Below are 16473 nucleotides of genomic sequence, written 5' to 3'. Positions count from 1 at the left end.
AAGTATAAATTAATATGAATAAACTTCCGCTAAATCATATTGAACGCACCTTAAAAATCATTGGTGGGCGTTGGAAAATGATGATTCTTTTTCATCTGATTGATAGTCCAAAAAGACAATCGGAACTTCTTCGCCTTATTCCAAATATTAGCCAGAAGGTTTTGATTCAACAACTTAGAGAGATGGAAGAGCACGGCATTGTAAGTCGTTTTGTTCATCCAGTCGTACCTCCAAAAGTTGAATATAGTGTAACTACCTTAGGTTTTAGCTTAAGTCCTATTTGTAAACAACTATGTGACTGGGGTGAAAAACATCTAAAAGAAGAAGAAACCAATAATCAAAAAAATCAACTTAAGCAAAAATAGTTTAAAGGTTGCTAAAAATGAAATCTTAGGTTGTGAATTCGACAACCAAGATCTTCTTTAAAAAAAATATAATAAAAATAGTGCGAATTCAGAAATCAGTATCAAAGTATTGATAAATAATACTTTTAAATGCTTTTTTAATTATTCATTAGCACTCTTATGATCTACAAAAGTTAAAGAGGTATTAATGAAATCTACATCTATTAATATAAGTAGGTTTTTTATAAAAACCTATGCGTTAATTCAAATAGTATTTGCTCTTATTCTGACCTTTGGTGGTGCTTATTTACTGTATTTAGGAGGCTCAATTTATTATTTATTTACAGGTATTCTTCTTTTAATTTCTGGAATATATATCTTTAGAATTAAACTATCAGGAACTAAAATCTTTGCAGTGATTTTTGTTTACACATTAATTTGGACAATGTGGGAAGCGGGCACTAGATTTTGGGGCTGGATACCTCGTTTAGCAACTATAGCTATATTTGCTTTTTTTCTAACTTTACTACTTCCATATTTTGAGCATGGGATAAGAAAAAAAATTGCTTATAGCTTTACTGGTTTAATTGTTATTTGTTTCTTTACGGCTGGAGCATTAGCATGGTATCCATATTTTACTACGCTTGATAATAGTCAAATTCCCCAAAATACTACGAATACCTATCATTCAGTTAGTGCCCAGCCAGACGATGATTGGCGTTATTATGGGCGGGATACGCAAGGAACCCGCTTTTCACCATCCAACCAAATTACTCCTGAGAATATTAATCAATTAAAACAAGTCTGGGTAACTCGTACAGGAGATATGCCTCCTATAGATAAAAAAAATAAATGGGCAGCTCAAACTACACCAATCAAAGTCAATGATGCTCTTTATTTATGTACTGCTACCAATAATATGCTGAAATTAGATGCGCGAACTGGTAAGAAAATTTGGGAATATAAGCATAATTTAGCTTACGAGAAATTACCGTCGACAGCAGTGTGTCGCGGTGTCACATTCTATACTTCAAAAGTAATTCCTGAGAATGAAATATGTCATGAAAAGGTGATAGAAGGCACGCTAGATATGCAACTTATAGCGGTAGATGCAAAAACAGGAAAGGCTTGTCCCCAATTTGGTACAAAAGGACATGTAAACTTGCTAGAAGGAATTGGTCATACAGTTCCAGGATTCATGGCTGTTACGTCGCCACCACCAGTAGTAAATGGAGTAATTGTAGTTAATCATAAAGTTCAAGATAACCAACGTCGTACAGCACCATCTGGGGTAATACGTGCGTACGATGTTGATACAGGCTCTCTTAAATGGGCTTGGGATGTAAGACAACCAAATCGACATGGATTACCTCCAAAAGGTGAAACCTATAGCCGTGGTACGCCGAACTCTTGGACAGTTATGACTGTTGATGAAAAATTAAATACAGTCTATGTTCCAACAGGAAGTTCAGCGCCCGACTACTATAGCGCTTTACGTACAGAAGAAGAAAATCAAATTTCTACCGCAGTTGTTGCATTGGACGCTCTAACAGGGGTAAAAAAATGGAGCTTTCAAACTGTTCATAAGGATGCATGGGATTATGATTTAGGATCACAAGCAACTCTACTTGATTATAAAGATCAATCAGGAAATGTTGTTCCTGCACTCATTATGCCAACAAAAAGAGGTCAAACCTTTGTCTTAAACCGAATTACAGGGAAGCCGATTTCAAACGTTGTCGAGCGCCAAGCTCCCAAATCTATTATTCCAGATGATGTGCGTTCGCCTACACAACCATGGTCTGTAGATATTCCTCGATTAGGGTTTTCAGATTTAACAGAATCAAAAATGTGGGGCATATCACCAATTGATCAAATGCTTTGTCGTATTAAATATAGACAGGCATATTATGTTGGTGAATTTACGCCTCCTACGGTTAATAAGCCATGGATTCAATATCCTGGATTTAATGGTGGTAGTGATTGGGGCAGCATAGCTTATAACCCTAAAAATGGCATTTTGATAGCTAACTGGAGTAATACCCCTATGTACAACCAGTTGATTGCAAGAGCTAAAGCAGATCAAGAAGGCATTTTACCGATGGATGATCCGAAATTTAGTGCTAAGAAAAATGGCTCAATTGCGGCAATGGCTGAATCTCCTTATGCAGTAAATGTTCAACCATTCTATGCTCCAATTACCAATGTGCTTTGTAATGAACCGCCTTATGGCATGGTTACCGCTATTAATATGAACACCAAGAAAGTGATTTGGCAAAAACCTTTGGGAACTGCAGAGCACAATGGTCCATTTGGATTGCCAACGTACTTACCTATTAATATTGGTACACCTAATAATGGTGGGCCTATTATTACAGATGGTGGAGTTGTATTCGTTGCTGCTGCAACTGATAACCGTTTGCATGCCTTTGATAGTAAAACTGGTAAGTCGATCTGGAGTGCCAAATTGCCTGCGGGTGGACAAGCAACACCTATGACTTATTCTATTGATGGTGAGCAGTATGTTGTCATTGTTGCAGGTGGCCATTACTTTATGCAAACACCGCCCGGTGACTATGTAGTTGCTTTTAAACTAATGAAAAAATAAATTTAAAATCTTTTACCAAGTTCTATTTTTTAGAAAAAGAGGCCATAAAAGGTCTCTTTTTCTTATTTTTACTGCTTGAGGTGTAGTAGCATAATTAGGCGGCACTGCATACTTAAAGCCATTTTTGAAACTAAACAGATTTACCCGCAGGCCTACCGTATAGCGTTTGAATATAGAAAATGGCTGCTTAAAGAACTTTTTGATTTGGTTTTTAGTTTGGAAACTCATGCGTTAAAACCAAGTGCCGACATGGTTTTAAATTTAATTGATGGCTTGATGTTTCAAATTTTAAGCTCAAAAAGTTTGGATGAAAAGGGATGTGGTGGTGGTGAGGTTTTTTTGTAGGAAATGAAAATACTTTTACATTGATCATTAGTAGTTTTTATAATTTCCTCCAATTTGAGTAAGTAGATTAAATATAACTATTTGAATAATATATGTGCTATTGGGGAGAGAGTAAAACATATACTTAAAAGAATATTTGATATAAGTTGAAATGAATTAGGAAAAGAAAGTGATAGATGCAACAATAAAAGCCGCTCAAATTCAGGCAAATTACGCTTTAATCTCTGCATCTATAGGTGCAGTGGGTATTATCTTAGGGATCTTAATCTCATGGTACACAGCTTTACATTTGCAAAAGGTTGCACGATTAGCTGAGACAAGGCGAGATGTTTATTTAGAGTTGATTGAACATTACTCATTTATGGTGAATGGTTTTTCAAAATTCCTTCTAGACTCTCATAGCTGGACTTTTTTCTTTGAAAATATAACTAAATTTTGTATTACGGTAGATAAAGCAGCATTTATTAGTACTACTGAAACAAAAAAAGAACTTTATGAGTTTCTTGAAAGCTTTAATGATAATCTGAATAGAAGAATTCAATCAGTTAATGAGTTTATGGAAGCAGTCGAAGAATTAGAACAACTAAAAATAAAAAGGAAAAATCTAACAGAAATCTTCAATAAAAAAATGGAACTTTTAGATAGTCTGCAAATTCAAAATCCTAGAGATGAACGGATACCTAAAATTCTAAATTTTATTGATGAAAATCTGAAAGAAAGTGAAAAATTAGAGAAATTAATCTCAGATCAAGAAATAGATACTTTTACTAAGAAAAATGAATGTCATACTCAACTTAGAGAAATGTTGGATGAAGTTAATGATTTAACCTTACCAATAACACATAGTTTGAGAAAAGAACTAGGAGCTAAAACAGATATCAAATTAGACTATAAAATCCATCAAAACAATAAATAATAAATTTAATACTCCTACCCATTTTCTAAAATTTGTTCGTAAGTATAAAAGCCGCTCAAAGCGGCTTTATGGTTATATTACATGGGTAGTCAAAAATTGCTGGGTCTTCCTTACTCAAAGCTTTTTGCCATTTTGGTTGTTTTTCTTTGAGCCATTTATTTAAATCAGGCTCTTGCTCAATACTATGCTTTACAGCTTTTATATAAGTTGGGTTATTAACAAACTTACTCATTAAACATAAAGTATTTAATTTTATTGGCTCTATAGTTTTTTCAAGCTTGAAATTTGCACTTGCTTGGTCATCATATCTTTTTAATAAGCCAAGCTTAAATAATGCATCTTCATACATTTGTTTTGTTAAAGGTGTAGGTGCTTCTTTTGAAACAAAAGCATAAGTACCTGCATCAATATTATAAACTGTAGGTAAAAATCTAGCTTGGAGATCTAATTCTTCTTGAGGGCTTGGTTTAGCACTACAAGCAGTTATAAAAATAGGCAAAAGGCAAATTAATAAATATTTCTTCATTCTAGAAGATTCCTTTATTTATCTTTTATTGAAAATAGATCCTGTACAGGACCGATACTAAGTATAAGTTATATGGGAAGAAGTGTAAGTAAATTGCACTACTGGCCTTAAAGAAAGTTCACAAAGATATGGGCTTTATTTATTACATAGTGCTTAAAAAATATACAGAAACCTCCCTAAAACGAGTTAGAACGCTACAAACGCGAATGATACTTTAAACTCCACTCTTCCCAATAAGTGAGGTGAGCTATGAAATTGTTAGCTTTGGTTAGCATGGGAGTTGCAGCGAGTTATTGGTATAAAACTATAAAAAATAGCAAGCCAACTCTTCTGAAACCTAATTTTGATGAAATAGTAAAAAACTTTGTATTAGCAGAATTTAAAGCCTAATGCATTTGATAATCTTAATTAAATAAAAAGCTCATCGGAAGATGGGCTTTTTTGTTGGAGTAAAGATGGACAAACTTAGTTTTCGTATAAAAATAGGAAAATATTGACCCATCTTAGCTTCTATATATTTGTTATAAATAAAAAAGAGACCCATCAATGGGTCTCTTTTGATTAAATCTTTTATTTCTAAAACCTAAACTGCTTTTTGAACCTTTTGCGCTTTTGGCAATGTCGGTTTTCTTCCCAAATACAACGCAATCATGGCACCCGTAAATGTAAGCATACATAACGGTAAAAGAGAAATAGGAAAGCTTCCCGAATAATCTTTTACAATACCCATAATAGAGTTCATAAGCCCAGTACCGATATGCGCAATCGTATTCACCGCTGCAATACCTACAGCCACTAAAGTAGGCGGTAAGCGCTCAGAAACCAATGCCCAGAAAGGACCTTTAATGGCATAGTTACCCATCAAAACGAGTGAGAATAAAAGTAAGCTCAAAGTTAAAGACGAGGTAAAAATAGTAAGGAGCAAACCAAAACTGGTCACAAATAACGGAATAGCTGTGTTGAGACTCTTATTGCCACTTTTATCGGCATGTACGCCCCAAACAATCATGAAAGCGGCAGCTAAACCAAACGGAATCATATTTAAAAGACCCGTCTGCATAGCAGTTAAATGGAAGGCTTTTAAAATCTGTGGCATCCATAACGATAAAATATTGCTGGTTGCTGAACTTCCTGCATAAATAATTGCAAAGAACCATAGATATTTATTGGTAATCAGCAACTTGAACTTACTCTTTTTCTGTTCGGCACTGTCTTGTTTTTCAGAGTTCAACAATTGATTTTTTTCAAAAGTTAAAGTGCTTGATAACCAGTCCTTTTCTTCTTGATTTAACCATTTCACATTGTTTGCGGTATTCGGCAGCCATACAAGGCATAACAAACCAAGAAGGATTGCAGGTAATGCTTCAAGAATTAAAAGCACTTGCCATCCACTTAAGCCCAGTAAACCATGCAAGCCCAACAGTAAGGCAGATAATGGTGAACCAATAAAGTTAGACAAAGGAATCGCAACCATAAATACGGCAACAATTCGAGCCATATATCGTTTAGGGAACCATAGTGTTAAATACAGTAATACGCCTGGGAAAAATCCGGCTTCGGCAGCACCAAGTAAAAACCGTGAAATTGCATATGAAATTGGGCCGGTAATGAAGGCGGTACAGCAACCGACAATTCCCCAAGTAATCATGATTCTGGCAATCCAGATACGTGCACCTAGCTTTTCCATAGCCATGTTACTTGGAATTTCAAATATGACATATGCAATAAAAAATAATGTCGCACCAAAACCAAAGGCAGTAGCAGTTAAACCAATTTCTTGGTTCATGGTTAAAGCGGCGAAACCAATATTCACCCGATCAATATAAGCGATGAAATAACAAAGAATGAGGAAAGGAAGAATACGGAAAGAAAGTTTACGGATCGTTGACTTTTCTACTTCCGATATAGATATATCATTTTTCATACATACTCCTTATGTACGTGAGAAACCAAACAGCTCGGTAGGGTTCTGATTTAAAATTAAACATTGCTCGTGTTTATCAAACACAATTTGTTTAAAAGCTTTAATCGCATCTTCATAAGTTATTAAAGATTCATGTTGGGTATGTGGCCAATCACTTCCCCAAATGAGTTTTTGTAAAAAGCCTTTTTCTTTAAAAATGTTATAGGCCTGTTGTGCCGTATTTATGTTGTTTGGAGTAGTGCCCAAACGGTAGAAACCGGACACTTTAATCCAGTGCTGTTTTACGTTAAGTAAGCTTAAAAACTTCTGATAATCTGGATCTTCAATCCCTTTAACAGGGTCAACTCGGCCAAAATGGTCAATTACGACATCAAAGCGGTATTCATCCAATTGTGGCAAAAGCTGAACCAGATATTTCGGCGGTGCGTGTAATTCAACTTGCCAGTTGAGGTTTTCCACATTTCGTAAAAATTTTTGCCAGTCAGGCGTATTTAGTGCAGGAGGGTTAAGACCGAATAGATTTAAGCGAACACCTACAATGCCTTGTGCCTTGAGATTCACTAGCTCATCAAAAGTCGTCGTATGTTGAACAACGGCGATCCCTTTTAAACGCTCAGGGTATTGCTGAATTGCGTTTAACATCGCTTGGTTATTGGTACCTAAAAAGCTGGGTTGAACCAAAACACCATGCGTGAAATTGTGTTCATCAAGATGAGAGATAAAACTTTGTACAGTTGCCTCATAATCAGGTGCATAACGTGCTGTTTCGATACTGTGGTCCTGTGTCGAAAAAACATGTGCATGTGTATCTATACAGTTCATTTTCATCTCACATTACAAATTTTAAAGCGAAAATAGCGATTAAAGCGGCAATGACTCCTACAGGAATTGCTTTAAATAACAGTTGATTAAAGAATTTGGTTTTGTCGATGTCTGCTGGTGCTGAAGCCATAATGAGGCTACCGCCAGACGAGAAAGGAGAAATCGCTGTAGACTGAGCGCCAACCACAATACAAATGAACAGCACTAGTGGGTTTAGGCCAGAGGTAAGTGCAAGCGCCGGAACAATTGGAAATAAGGTAGGAGCAACCACGCCTAGAGTGCTTGAAAATACAGACATAATGGCACTGATCAGACATAAAAGTACTGGAATGACCCACACAGGAACATTGTTTGCTAACCATTCAGATAGGGTAGTAATAATGCCAAGTTTCACACCTAATGCGATGAGCATACCAACACCGCAAATCATGATCAGTGTTCCCCAAGGTACAAGTGCAATGACCTTTTTCTCATCGGCAAGTTTCATAAGTAAACTAATGAGCGAGAAGGTAATGGCAAGGAAGGCAATATCAATTTTGGAGTTTAAAAAGCTAATCGTTTTTACATCGGGAAAAACAAGATGCAAGATTGGAAAAACTAAAACAATCGACATCATTAAAATAATAAGGAAGATGGATTGTTTCTGTTTTTTGTCGAATGGCTCAGGCTTTTGATCTTCAATTACAATCGAATTACTTTTTCTATTCCAAAGGGTATAAATTCCCAACACCGCAATTGGAATAATTAAAGTTAAGACAAAAATGCCACCGCTATATGAAAAAGCTGTTTGTGAGCTAATGCCAGTATTTTCCATTAAACTTCGGAAAATAATACCACTTTGCGATGTCATAAAATTTGCGCCAGCTAAAGCGCCGTAATTTGCAGCCATCCCACCAATAATCATATTCATATTGGTTTTTTTACACAGTAGCAGTGTAATGGGTGCCATAAAGGCAAGTACTGTATAAAAACCAGCACCTAGGCCAGCAATAATGGTTGCTGCGAAAAAAATCGCTAAAGGTAAAAACTGAGGAAACTTACGGCATTTATATAAAAGATGGCTGGCAAGCTTCTCTAAAGCACCATTTGCCAAAGCAAAGTTATAAAACAGAGTGACAGATAAAATAATAAAGAAAATTTTGACAGGCCATAATTCAATAACTTCGGAAGGTTTAAGACCCATGCCAAAGCAACCAATCAGGTAGGCAAACGCTATCGTAAAAAATCCGATATTAATTTTCGTTTTATAACCTAAACCTATCGATACGGCTAAAGCCATCAGCATCAATACAGTCATATTATCTTCCTTGATAAATATATAAACATCTAAACATATATATGTTTGGTTTTTTGTATTACACAGAACTATGCTAATATTGTCAAATCGATTTCATAATGTTTAACGCAAATGCTTGATGAGACTGCATTTAAAAATTTTAAATTGCCAAGATATGAAAAGGTCCGTTGGGAACTTCAAAAACTACTGATCCAGTCAAAATGGACAGTCGAAGAGCCTATTCCAAGTGAACAAGAACTTGCGCAAATGTATAGCGTATCGGTAGGAACCGTTAGAAAAGCGGTTGAAGGGCTGGTTGAAGATGGCTTATTGGTTAAACAGCAAGGAAAAGGAACTTTCCTCAAACAACCTAATTTTGAAAATTCGCTCATTCGTTTTTTTAGATTACGTAATAAAAAAGGCGAGTTCATTCAGCCACAAGGACAAATCAAAAAAGTAGAAGTGTGTGATGCAATACCGGAAGTAAACGCCGAGTTAGGGCTTGAGCACATCGAAAAGTTGCTTTATATCGAGCGTGTCCGTAAGCATGAAGATGTCGTTGTTTTAAGCGAGAGAATCTGGCTACCTGAACGCTTATTTAAAAATCTGGAAGAAATTCCAATCGCTGAGTTTGGTAACTTACTTTATCCTTTTTATTATCAGCACTGTGGCCAATTTATTTCTTCTGCAACAGAACGGTTAACTTTTGAGAAAAATATTAAAGATAGCTATTTAAATAATCACCTTGAAGACCCTTTAGTGAAGGTATGCCGTATTGCAAAAAATCTTGAAGGTGTAGCGGTCGAATACCGTGAGTCTTATGGTTTGGCCGATAATTTTCATTATGAAATAACAATTAATTAATTCTTTATGCAGCTTAATAAAGATTTCCTTATTAAGCTGCAGAGCTGGTTCACTACCGTTTATGGTTAAGTATTTCTTGTAGGAAGTGAGTCATTACCCCATAAATCGAGCATCGGCTAATCCTTGGATGCCTAGCCCATAAATGGCAAAAACACTGCCTCGCAATTGGTTGTCATCAGGGAACCTCGGAAGAGGCGGTTGTGACATAGAGGTAACAAACAAGACATCAAGATTTTTTCCACCAAAAACTGCACTGGTAATTTTTTTTACAGGCATTTCAATAATACGATCGATTTGTCCATCAGGACGATAACGTACTAACTGACCCGAATATACTTTTGCATTCCATAAGTAGCCTTCACGATCTACTGTCGAGCCGTCTGCTGAACCACCGTCTGATGTATCTATCTTACAAAAAGTAGTTTTATTTGAGATTTGCCCTGTTTCAAGATCATAATCATAAGACCAGATTTCACCTTGCCATGTGTCTGCAAAATAGAGCTTAGTACCATCAGGACTCCAGCAAATACTATTTGAAGTATTAATATTATTTTCTAATTTTTCTATTTTATAATCTGCATCTAATCGATAGAGAGACGCGGTATTCCCATCTTCAAGGCGGTTCATAGAGCCAAAAACGAATCGACCTTGCCGATCAACACGACCATCATTTAATCTATTTTGAGGTAGGTCTGGTTCAGGGTTGTAAATAAATTTTAAGTTGCCTGTGTCAAAGTCGAGTTGATATAACCCGTCTTCGAGCGCAACAATTGCGCCGTTATAATTTTCTTGTAAAGCAAAAGAACCTATTTTTTTATGAACTTCCCACGCCCGTATATTCCCACCGAATTCATCACAACAGAATAATCGTCCATCAACAATATCTACCCAAAATAGGCGTTGGCGAACAGCATCCCAAGTTGGGCATTCTCCAAGTTTTGTTTTTACATCTACCAGTACTTTAATTTCCATAATTCCTTTTTTAGTCCTTTTATTCAGTCATTCATCGATGAAACTAAATTAATGAAAGCCAAATATAAAAACCAATGAAAATTTTTCTTTATCTAATAAGAGATTGTTATTGGTCCTGTGAATTAAAAATGTATGGAGATAAATAGCTAAAACTAAATTGATAAATATAAGTTATTGCGTGGTGTAGAAATATCATTAGTAATTCTAAATCGACTTGATAGTTTAAGAGTGAACAAATGACATAGCGTTATACGCAAAAGCATGTGGATGCATTTTAATTAAAAAGGAATTAGAAATGAGCCTAAAAAAAGTTCATCGCCACTCTTGGGTATCATTAGTGATTTGCTGGATTATCTGGGTAGTTGTTGCATACGACCGAGAGTTGATTTTCCGCGCAGCCAATATGATTTGTAATGAATTTAATTTATCTCCAACGCAATGGGGATACACCATTGCTGCAATTACACTTTCTTTAGCCGTTCTTAGTATTCCGGTTGCTGCTTTAAGTGATAAACATGCGTCCGGTTGGAAGCGAGGAATTTTTCAGTGGCCCTTAGTAATCGGATTTACTTTTATTTCGTTGCTTTCAGGTATTACATCTTTAAGTTCAAGTTTCTATAAGTTTGTAACCTTACGTATTATGGTTTCTTTGGGTTGTGGGGTGGCAGAGCCAGTTGGGGTGAGTAATACTGCTGAATGGTGGCCCAAGGAACACCGCGGTTTTGCCATAGGTGCTCATCACTCAGGTTATCCGGTTGGAGCGCTACTTAGTGGTGTTGCAATGGCCACCATCATTACTTATTTTGGTCCGCAGAATTGGCGCTATGCCTTTTTTCTTGGAATTATATTTGCTGTACCGGCATTAACTTTTTGGGCGATTTATTCGACCCGTAAACGTTATTCAGAGTTTCACCAATCTTGTGTAGATAATCAATTCACACCACCAACAGATTTTGTGCACGATGAAGGAGAAGAAAAAACAAGTACGCATAGTACATGGGAACGTTTAAAACAAACTCTAAGTTCTCGGGGAATTGTGTTTACCGCAGCCAGTACTTTAATTACCCATGTGGTTTATATTGGTTTTTTAACTATCTTTCCTGCATTTTTATACAATATTGTCGGGTTAGATCTGGCGAAATCGGCTGGCTTAAGCGCTGTATTTACAATTACCGGCATGATGGGGCAAATTATTTGGCCGACTTTGTCCGATAAGATTGGCAGACGACTCACATTGATTTTATGTGGTTGTTGGATGGCGGTCAGCATTGCAAGTTTTTGTTTAACCTCAGGCGTGGTTTCCGTCATTGCAATACAACTGTTTTTTGGTCTATCTGCCAACGCAATTTGGCCTATTTTCTATGCGACAGCATCAGATTATGCGCCAGCCGGAGCAATTGGAACTGCAAATAGTTTAATCACAGTTGCTCAGTATGTAGGTGGGGCTGTCGCACCGATTATTATGGGATATTTGCTTACGAGCTTTGGTGGCTGGCATAGTCATCAGGGGTATATCTGGTGTTTTCTCTTAATGTCATGTTGCGCGTTTATTGGCGTGATTTTGCAAATTATATTGGGTTATCTCATTAAAAAAGAAAAATCAGAACAAGTTGATAATTTAAGTTTGAGTGCAAATTAAATTCTTATTTATTTAAAGTTTTTAGTCTTATTTTCATCACTGGTGAGACACCAGCAAAGTATGTCGATATTTGAATACTTTGCTGGCATTGAAAAGAAAACTAATTCTGCCAATACGGTGTGTCTCCATAGATTTCTGCAAAATAATCGATCACTGCTCTAATATTGAGTGGTGGATGGCGGACATTGGGATAAATGGCTGCGATATGCTGGGGGTGCGATTTAATCGCGACTTCATATTCAGGTAAAAGCTTTATTAAATCACCTTGTTTTAAAGCTTCGCCAATCAGCCAATCAGGAAATAAAACAATCCCCATGCCATGAAGCGCGGCTGTCATTAAACTCTCGGCATTATTCGATGAAAGTAACGGGGTAATTGGATAATGTACCCATTCTTCATTGGGCTTTCTCACTAACCAGCGGTTAGGACCTTCAAAACCTTTATAAACTAGGCACTTGTGTTGATTAAGTTCTGCTGGGTGGTCGAGCGTACCGTATTTGGCAACATACTGAGGAGAGGCAGCCAAATGATATTTCTGTGTACCAAAAATACGGGCATGAAATGATGAATCAGTCAGTGCTCCAATACGAAATATTAAATCTGTGCTTTCGCGTAATGGGTCTATAAATTCATCGGTTTGAATTAGTTCTATTAGAAGCCTTGGATAACGCTCTGATAAACCCGCCAACCACGGCGCAATATGCCGTTGACCAAAAAATACAGGGGCATTAATTCGGACGAGTCCAGATGGTTCTATGGTTTTATCTTGCAATGCCTTTTGAGCTTCATCAAATTGTTCGGTAATTCTTTTTGCATACTCAAAAAATAATTTGCCCGATTCCGTTGGTGTGATTGCTCGTGTATTTCGGTAGAAAAGTTGCTGCCCCAACGCATCTTCAAGTTGTTGAATGGTTCGAGAAATCATGGAGGCAGACACATCTTCTTTACGTGCTACATTCGAGAAGTTTTGAGCATTGTAAACACTAATAAAGAAGCGAAGCGTGCGGATATCAATCGAATTTGTTAAATCCATTTGTGCAATTTCTGCAAAAGTGATTCATGCATTATGCTGTTTTTCTGATGAATTGGCTACCTTAGTATTCGTTGCCTAGATACAGATGAGGCAATGTAGATGCAAATTCTATTACTACTCCTAACCATTTTAGGGGGAATGGGGCTATCGGTCGAAGCTGGGCTTTTAGGGCCGTTAGGAAAGGAAGTAGGTGAGTTGTGGGCCACTTTTAGTATTTTTGGTGTGGGTGCAGCACTTACTTTTTTACTCATGTTGTTTTTTAGCCCACGCAATAGCCCTTCATTTTTTACACTTCCATCTTGGCAATTACTCGGTGGCGTTTTAGGTCCGGCTTACGTCATTATTTTGACCATTACCACTCCAATTATTGGCATTGCAATGACCATGATTGGCATTTTAGCGGGACAGGTATCTAAAAGTCTGATTATCGACCACTATGGTTTACTAGGAACTCCGCACCGAAAGGTTGATCGTAAACGGGTAGTGGCACTCATCTTTATTGTTGCTGCACTTGTACTTGTGGCAAAAGCGTAGGAGACAGCCATGACAATTTTAATGATTCTTCTCGCCGTTCTTGGTGGTGCTTTATTGAGTGTACAGGTTGCAATTAATGGTCAACTTGGAGCAAAAGTTGGTGTATTTCGTAGTGCTTTTTTGACTTTCTCGGTCGGTGCTCTAATTACGGCTCTCCTTATTTTTTACTTTGAACCAAAACAAACCTTAACCTTGTTAGATGTTCCCAAATGGCAGTTGTTAGGTGCCATGTGTGGAGTGCCTTATATTGTCATTATGGTACTGGCCGTGCAAAGAATTGGAGCGGCGGTTGCTACGGTGGCTGTAATTTTTGGGCAACTTTTGATGAGTATCTTGATTGATAACTTTGGCTGGTTTGGTAATGAAGTGCTCTCTTTTTCACCGTATCGATTAGGAGCGCTAATTTGCCTAGGGATTGCTTTATATTTTATCTATTCAAGTAGTAAGGATAAAAAGGTAGAAGGGTAATGCTGTAAAAAATTTTATAAAGACTTTGTGTGGAGCAATTTATCCCTCTACGCAAAGTCTTTTTATTTTTATTAGATTTTAATAGTGTCTGATTAAATATTCTATTCAGAAAAAAGTTCAAAACATACTCTTCTTAACCATTGGTTGCTTGGTGTTTGATGAACTCGTGCATGCCAATGCTGCTTCACGCTATAAGTTGGAAAATGATAAGGCGGTTCTAAGACTTTTAGGCCACCTCTGACTAAAAGCACCTGACTTAAATAATGAGGAATAGTCGCAATCGCATCTGTGTCTTGAACAACTAATCCAACGCCTAGATAGCTTGGGAGGCGAACCAGAATATTTCGGTTTACTCCAAGTTTTTGTAACTCATGCTCCAGAACATAGTGTCCACCAGTTGCGAAAATATCGACATGCAGCTCTTGGCGAAATTCTTGATCTGATAGTGTTGTCCTTGTAAGCCTTGGGTGTTCTTTACTGGCAATACAAATATAACGTTGCTGGAAAAGTGTTTGCTGATAAAAACCCGCTTCGAGCTGAGGCAAAAAACCAATGGCTAAATCAATATCTCCATTTGACATCATGACTGGTCTATTGGCATCAATTGGGACAATTTCTAAGCGAATATTAGGTGCATGTGCACGTAAATAATTGATCAGTTTAGGTAATAAAACCAGATGGCTAATATCAGTCATGCTGATTTTAAATTGATAATTTGAAGTCTTTGGATCAAATTCAATATTGTAGTTTTGAACCAGTTTCAGTCGGTTCAGAATTTCTACAACCAGCGGAAATATTTGTTTAGATAACTCAGTAGGTTGCATCTTATTTTCAATACGGACAAAAAGTGGGTCCTGAAAATGCTCACGTAATTTATTTAACGCAATACTTAAAGTTGGTTGTCCAATTTCAAGCTGTTCGGCAGCTTTAGACACACTGCTATGTTTATAAATTTCAAAGAAAATTTGCAAAAGCCGAGTATCAAGATCAAACACTTTAATTTCCTTGTATTGATTTTATCAATACAGACTATTGTTTTTTGTGCATGGATTCAACAATTTTCGATTGTTAAATTGATGATCAAGGAAGAATAGGTCGTAAAAGTACAAAGCATTCTTGTACAAATTGGCCTTAAATAGAGGATCTGAAATGGAACATTTAGCAACACTAGATGACTTACCGAAACGTTATCTTGGTCAACTTGAAGAATCAAATTTAGTCCCTTTATGGCCAAGTTTACGCAATGTATTACCTCCGCATAAACCGATGCCGCAGACCATAGCAACTGCTTGGTATTTTCAGAATATTAAACCTTTATTGCTTGAAGCTGGTGAGTTAACACCAATTGAAAAAGCTGAACGCCGTGTATTGGTTTTAGCCAATCCCGGACATGGTCTGGAAAATATGAAAGCCAGTTCGGTCATGTATCTTGGCATGCAGCTTTTATTACCAAAAGAGTGGGCACCATCACATCGACATACCCCAAATGCAGTGCGTCTGATTGTTGAAGGTGAAGGGGCGTATACGACTGTTGAAGGTCAAAAATGCATGATGGAGCATGGGGATTTAATCCTTACACCATCAGGTCTTTGGCATGAACATGGACATGATGGCGATGAGCCAGTGATCTGGTTAGATGTACTGGATTTACCTTTAGTTTATTACATGGAAGCTTCTTATGTACAACCGGGTGAAATCCAAAAAGTAACCAGTGCCGGAAATGCTCATCATTATGGAACTGGCATTGTACCAACAGCACATTTTACCCGTGAAAATACTTCATATCCGATCATGCGTTACTCTTGGAAAGAAACCAAAAAAGTTTTGCATGCGCTTGCAGATAATAAAAACCATCAAGCTCCAATTCAGGTGACATACATCAATCCAGAAACTGGTGATGATTGTCAAAATATTATTGGTTACTCAGCTTTAATGCTCAGACCAAATGAAACTTTACAGCTCCAACCGCGCTCTACTGCCCAAATTTTTCATGTGATTGATGGTCAGCTCCAAGTCAAAATCGATCAGAAAGATTTCAATTTAAATAAAGCTGATACGGCATGTGCGCCATGTTTTTCACATATTGATTTAATCAATACCTCAGATCAACCATGTTATTTGTTTATTGCAGATGAGGCGCCCTTACAACGGAAACTGGGTTTGTACTCTGTGCGTGAGCGCCAGTAAATAGAATATTTTATA

16 protein-coding genes and 1 pseudogene are annotated in these 16473 nt (G+C 37.0%); 10 read left to right on the top strand and 7 right to left on the bottom strand.

What is annotated here, in order from left to right:
- Positions 1 to 14 precede the first annotated feature (14 nt).
- The 4 genes and pseudogenes from EGS71_RS03030 (at position 15) to EGS71_RS03015 (ending at position 4213) form a co-directional block, all read left to right on the top strand.
- Positions 15 to 365, top strand: a complete 351-nt coding sequence (locus EGS71_RS03030; RefSeq protein WP_001038019.1) for a winged helix-turn-helix transcriptional regulator — start codon at positions 15 to 17, stop codon at positions 363 to 365.
- Positions 366 to 552: 187 nt separating this feature from the next.
- A complete protein-coding gene (locus EGS71_RS03025; protein WP_000843437.1) occupies positions 553 to 2952 on the top strand; it encodes a membrane-bound PQQ-dependent dehydrogenase, glucose/quinate/shikimate family in 2400 nt (799 codons plus the stop codon).
- 102 nt (positions 2953 to 3054) lie between these two features.
- Positions 3055 to 3304: pseudogene (locus tag EGS71_RS22740) on the top strand (TetR family transcriptional regulator); the annotation flags it as partial.
- Between the two features lie 162 nt (positions 3305 to 3466).
- Entirely contained in the window at positions 3467 to 4213 is a 747-nt protein-coding gene (locus EGS71_RS03015) for a hypothetical protein (RefSeq protein ID WP_000564355.1), read from the top strand.
- Positions 4214 to 4268: 55 nt separating this feature from the next.
- On the opposite strand, the gene EGS71_RS03010 is transcribed toward EGS71_RS03015, so the two are convergent.
- Positions 4269 to 4739 (bottom strand): hypothetical protein, encoded by a 471-nt coding sequence (locus EGS71_RS03010; RefSeq protein ID WP_000760381.1) that lies wholly within the window; start codon positions 4737 to 4739, stop codon positions 4269 to 4271.
- A gap of 249 nt (positions 4740 to 4988) precedes the next feature.
- On the opposite strand from EGS71_RS03010, the gene EGS71_RS03005 reads away from it, so the two are divergent.
- Complete coding sequence (locus EGS71_RS03005; protein ID WP_000770269.1) at positions 4989 to 5129, top strand: hypothetical protein; 141 nt, start codon at positions 4989 to 4991, stop codon at positions 5127 to 5129.
- A 193-nt stretch (positions 5130 to 5322) separates the two neighbouring features.
- On the opposite strand, the gene EGS71_RS03000 is transcribed toward EGS71_RS03005, so the two are convergent.
- Genes EGS71_RS03000 through EGS71_RS02990 form a run of 3 tightly spaced genes read right to left on the bottom strand, consistent with a single transcriptional unit; the run spans position 5323 to position 8782 of the window.
- Positions 5323 to 6663 carry an MFS transporter gene (locus EGS71_RS03000; RefSeq protein ID WP_000786781.1) on the bottom strand — a complete coding sequence of 447 codons (1341 nt, stop codon included), beginning with the start codon at positions 6661 to 6663 and terminating at the stop codon, positions 5323 to 5325.
- A 9-nt stretch (positions 6664 to 6672) separates the two neighbouring features.
- A complete protein-coding gene (locus EGS71_RS02995; RefSeq protein WP_000995630.1) occupies positions 6673 to 7485 on the bottom strand; it encodes an amidohydrolase family protein in 813 nt (270 codons plus the stop codon).
- Positions 7486 to 7492: 7 nt separating this feature from the next.
- On the bottom strand, positions 7493 to 8782 hold the full coding sequence (locus EGS71_RS02990) for an SLC13 family permease (protein ID WP_000217343.1): 1290 nt from the start codon (positions 8780 to 8782) through the stop codon (positions 7493 to 7495).
- A 111-nt stretch (positions 8783 to 8893) separates the two neighbouring features.
- Between EGS71_RS02990 and EGS71_RS02985 the strand changes: the two genes are divergently transcribed.
- Positions 8894 to 9625, top strand: coding sequence for a GntR family transcriptional regulator (locus tag EGS71_RS02985; RefSeq protein ID WP_000883488.1), 732 nt, complete (start codon positions 8894 to 8896; stop codon positions 9623 to 9625).
- A 93-nt stretch (positions 9626 to 9718) separates the two neighbouring features.
- Here the strand turns inward: EGS71_RS02985 and EGS71_RS02980 are convergent, their stop codons facing one another.
- Positions 9719 to 10597: an SMP-30/gluconolactonase/LRE family protein gene (locus EGS71_RS02980; protein WP_000404171.1), complete on the bottom strand. Its 879-nt coding sequence runs from the start codon at positions 10595 to 10597 to the stop codon at positions 9719 to 9721.
- Between the two features lie 295 nt (positions 10598 to 10892).
- Here EGS71_RS02980 and EGS71_RS02975 point away from each other — a divergent pair, with 295 nt between their 5' ends.
- Positions 10893 to 12236, top strand: coding sequence for an MFS transporter (locus EGS71_RS02975; protein WP_000053789.1), 1344 nt, complete (start codon positions 10893 to 10895; stop codon positions 12234 to 12236).
- A 100-nt stretch (positions 12237 to 12336) separates the two neighbouring features.
- Here EGS71_RS02975 and EGS71_RS02970 read toward each other — a convergent pair whose 3' ends face one another.
- The gene (locus EGS71_RS02970) at positions 12337 to 13269 is read right to left on the bottom strand and encodes a LysR family transcriptional regulator (protein ID WP_000366422.1); all 933 of its coding nucleotides are present in this window, start codon (positions 13267 to 13269) and stop codon (positions 12337 to 12339) included.
- A 99-nt stretch (positions 13270 to 13368) separates the two neighbouring features.
- On the opposite strand from EGS71_RS02970, the gene EGS71_RS02965 reads away from it, so the two are divergent.
- Complete coding sequence (locus tag EGS71_RS02965) at positions 13369 to 13803, top strand: DMT family transporter (protein WP_001166493.1); 435 nt, start codon at positions 13369 to 13371, stop codon at positions 13801 to 13803.
- 9 nt (positions 13804 to 13812) lie between these two features.
- Positions 13813 to 14271, top strand: coding sequence for a DMT family transporter (locus EGS71_RS02960; RefSeq protein ID WP_000153891.1), 459 nt, complete (start codon positions 13813 to 13815; stop codon positions 14269 to 14271).
- A gap of 101 nt (positions 14272 to 14372) precedes the next feature.
- On the opposite strand, the gene EGS71_RS02955 is transcribed toward EGS71_RS02960, so the two are convergent.
- Complete coding sequence (locus EGS71_RS02955; RefSeq protein WP_002010285.1) at positions 14373 to 15266, bottom strand: LysR family transcriptional regulator; 894 nt, start codon at positions 15264 to 15266, stop codon at positions 14373 to 14375.
- Positions 15267 to 15420: 154 nt separating this feature from the next.
- On the opposite strand from EGS71_RS02955, the gene EGS71_RS02950 reads away from it, so the two are divergent.
- On the top strand, positions 15421 to 16458 hold the full coding sequence (locus tag EGS71_RS02950) for a cupin domain-containing protein (RefSeq protein ID WP_000400483.1): 1038 nt from the start codon (positions 15421 to 15423) through the stop codon (positions 16456 to 16458).
- The last annotated feature ends 15 nt before the right edge of the window (positions 16459 to 16473 follow it).

This window comes from Acinetobacter sp. FDAARGOS_559, from assembly GCF_003940475.1.
Lineage (GTDB): Bacteria > Pseudomonadota > Gammaproteobacteria > Pseudomonadales > Moraxellaceae > Acinetobacter > Acinetobacter baumannii.
Note: the sequence above shows the minus strand (reverse complement) of the source record. Positions and strands in the feature narration are given on the sequence as shown.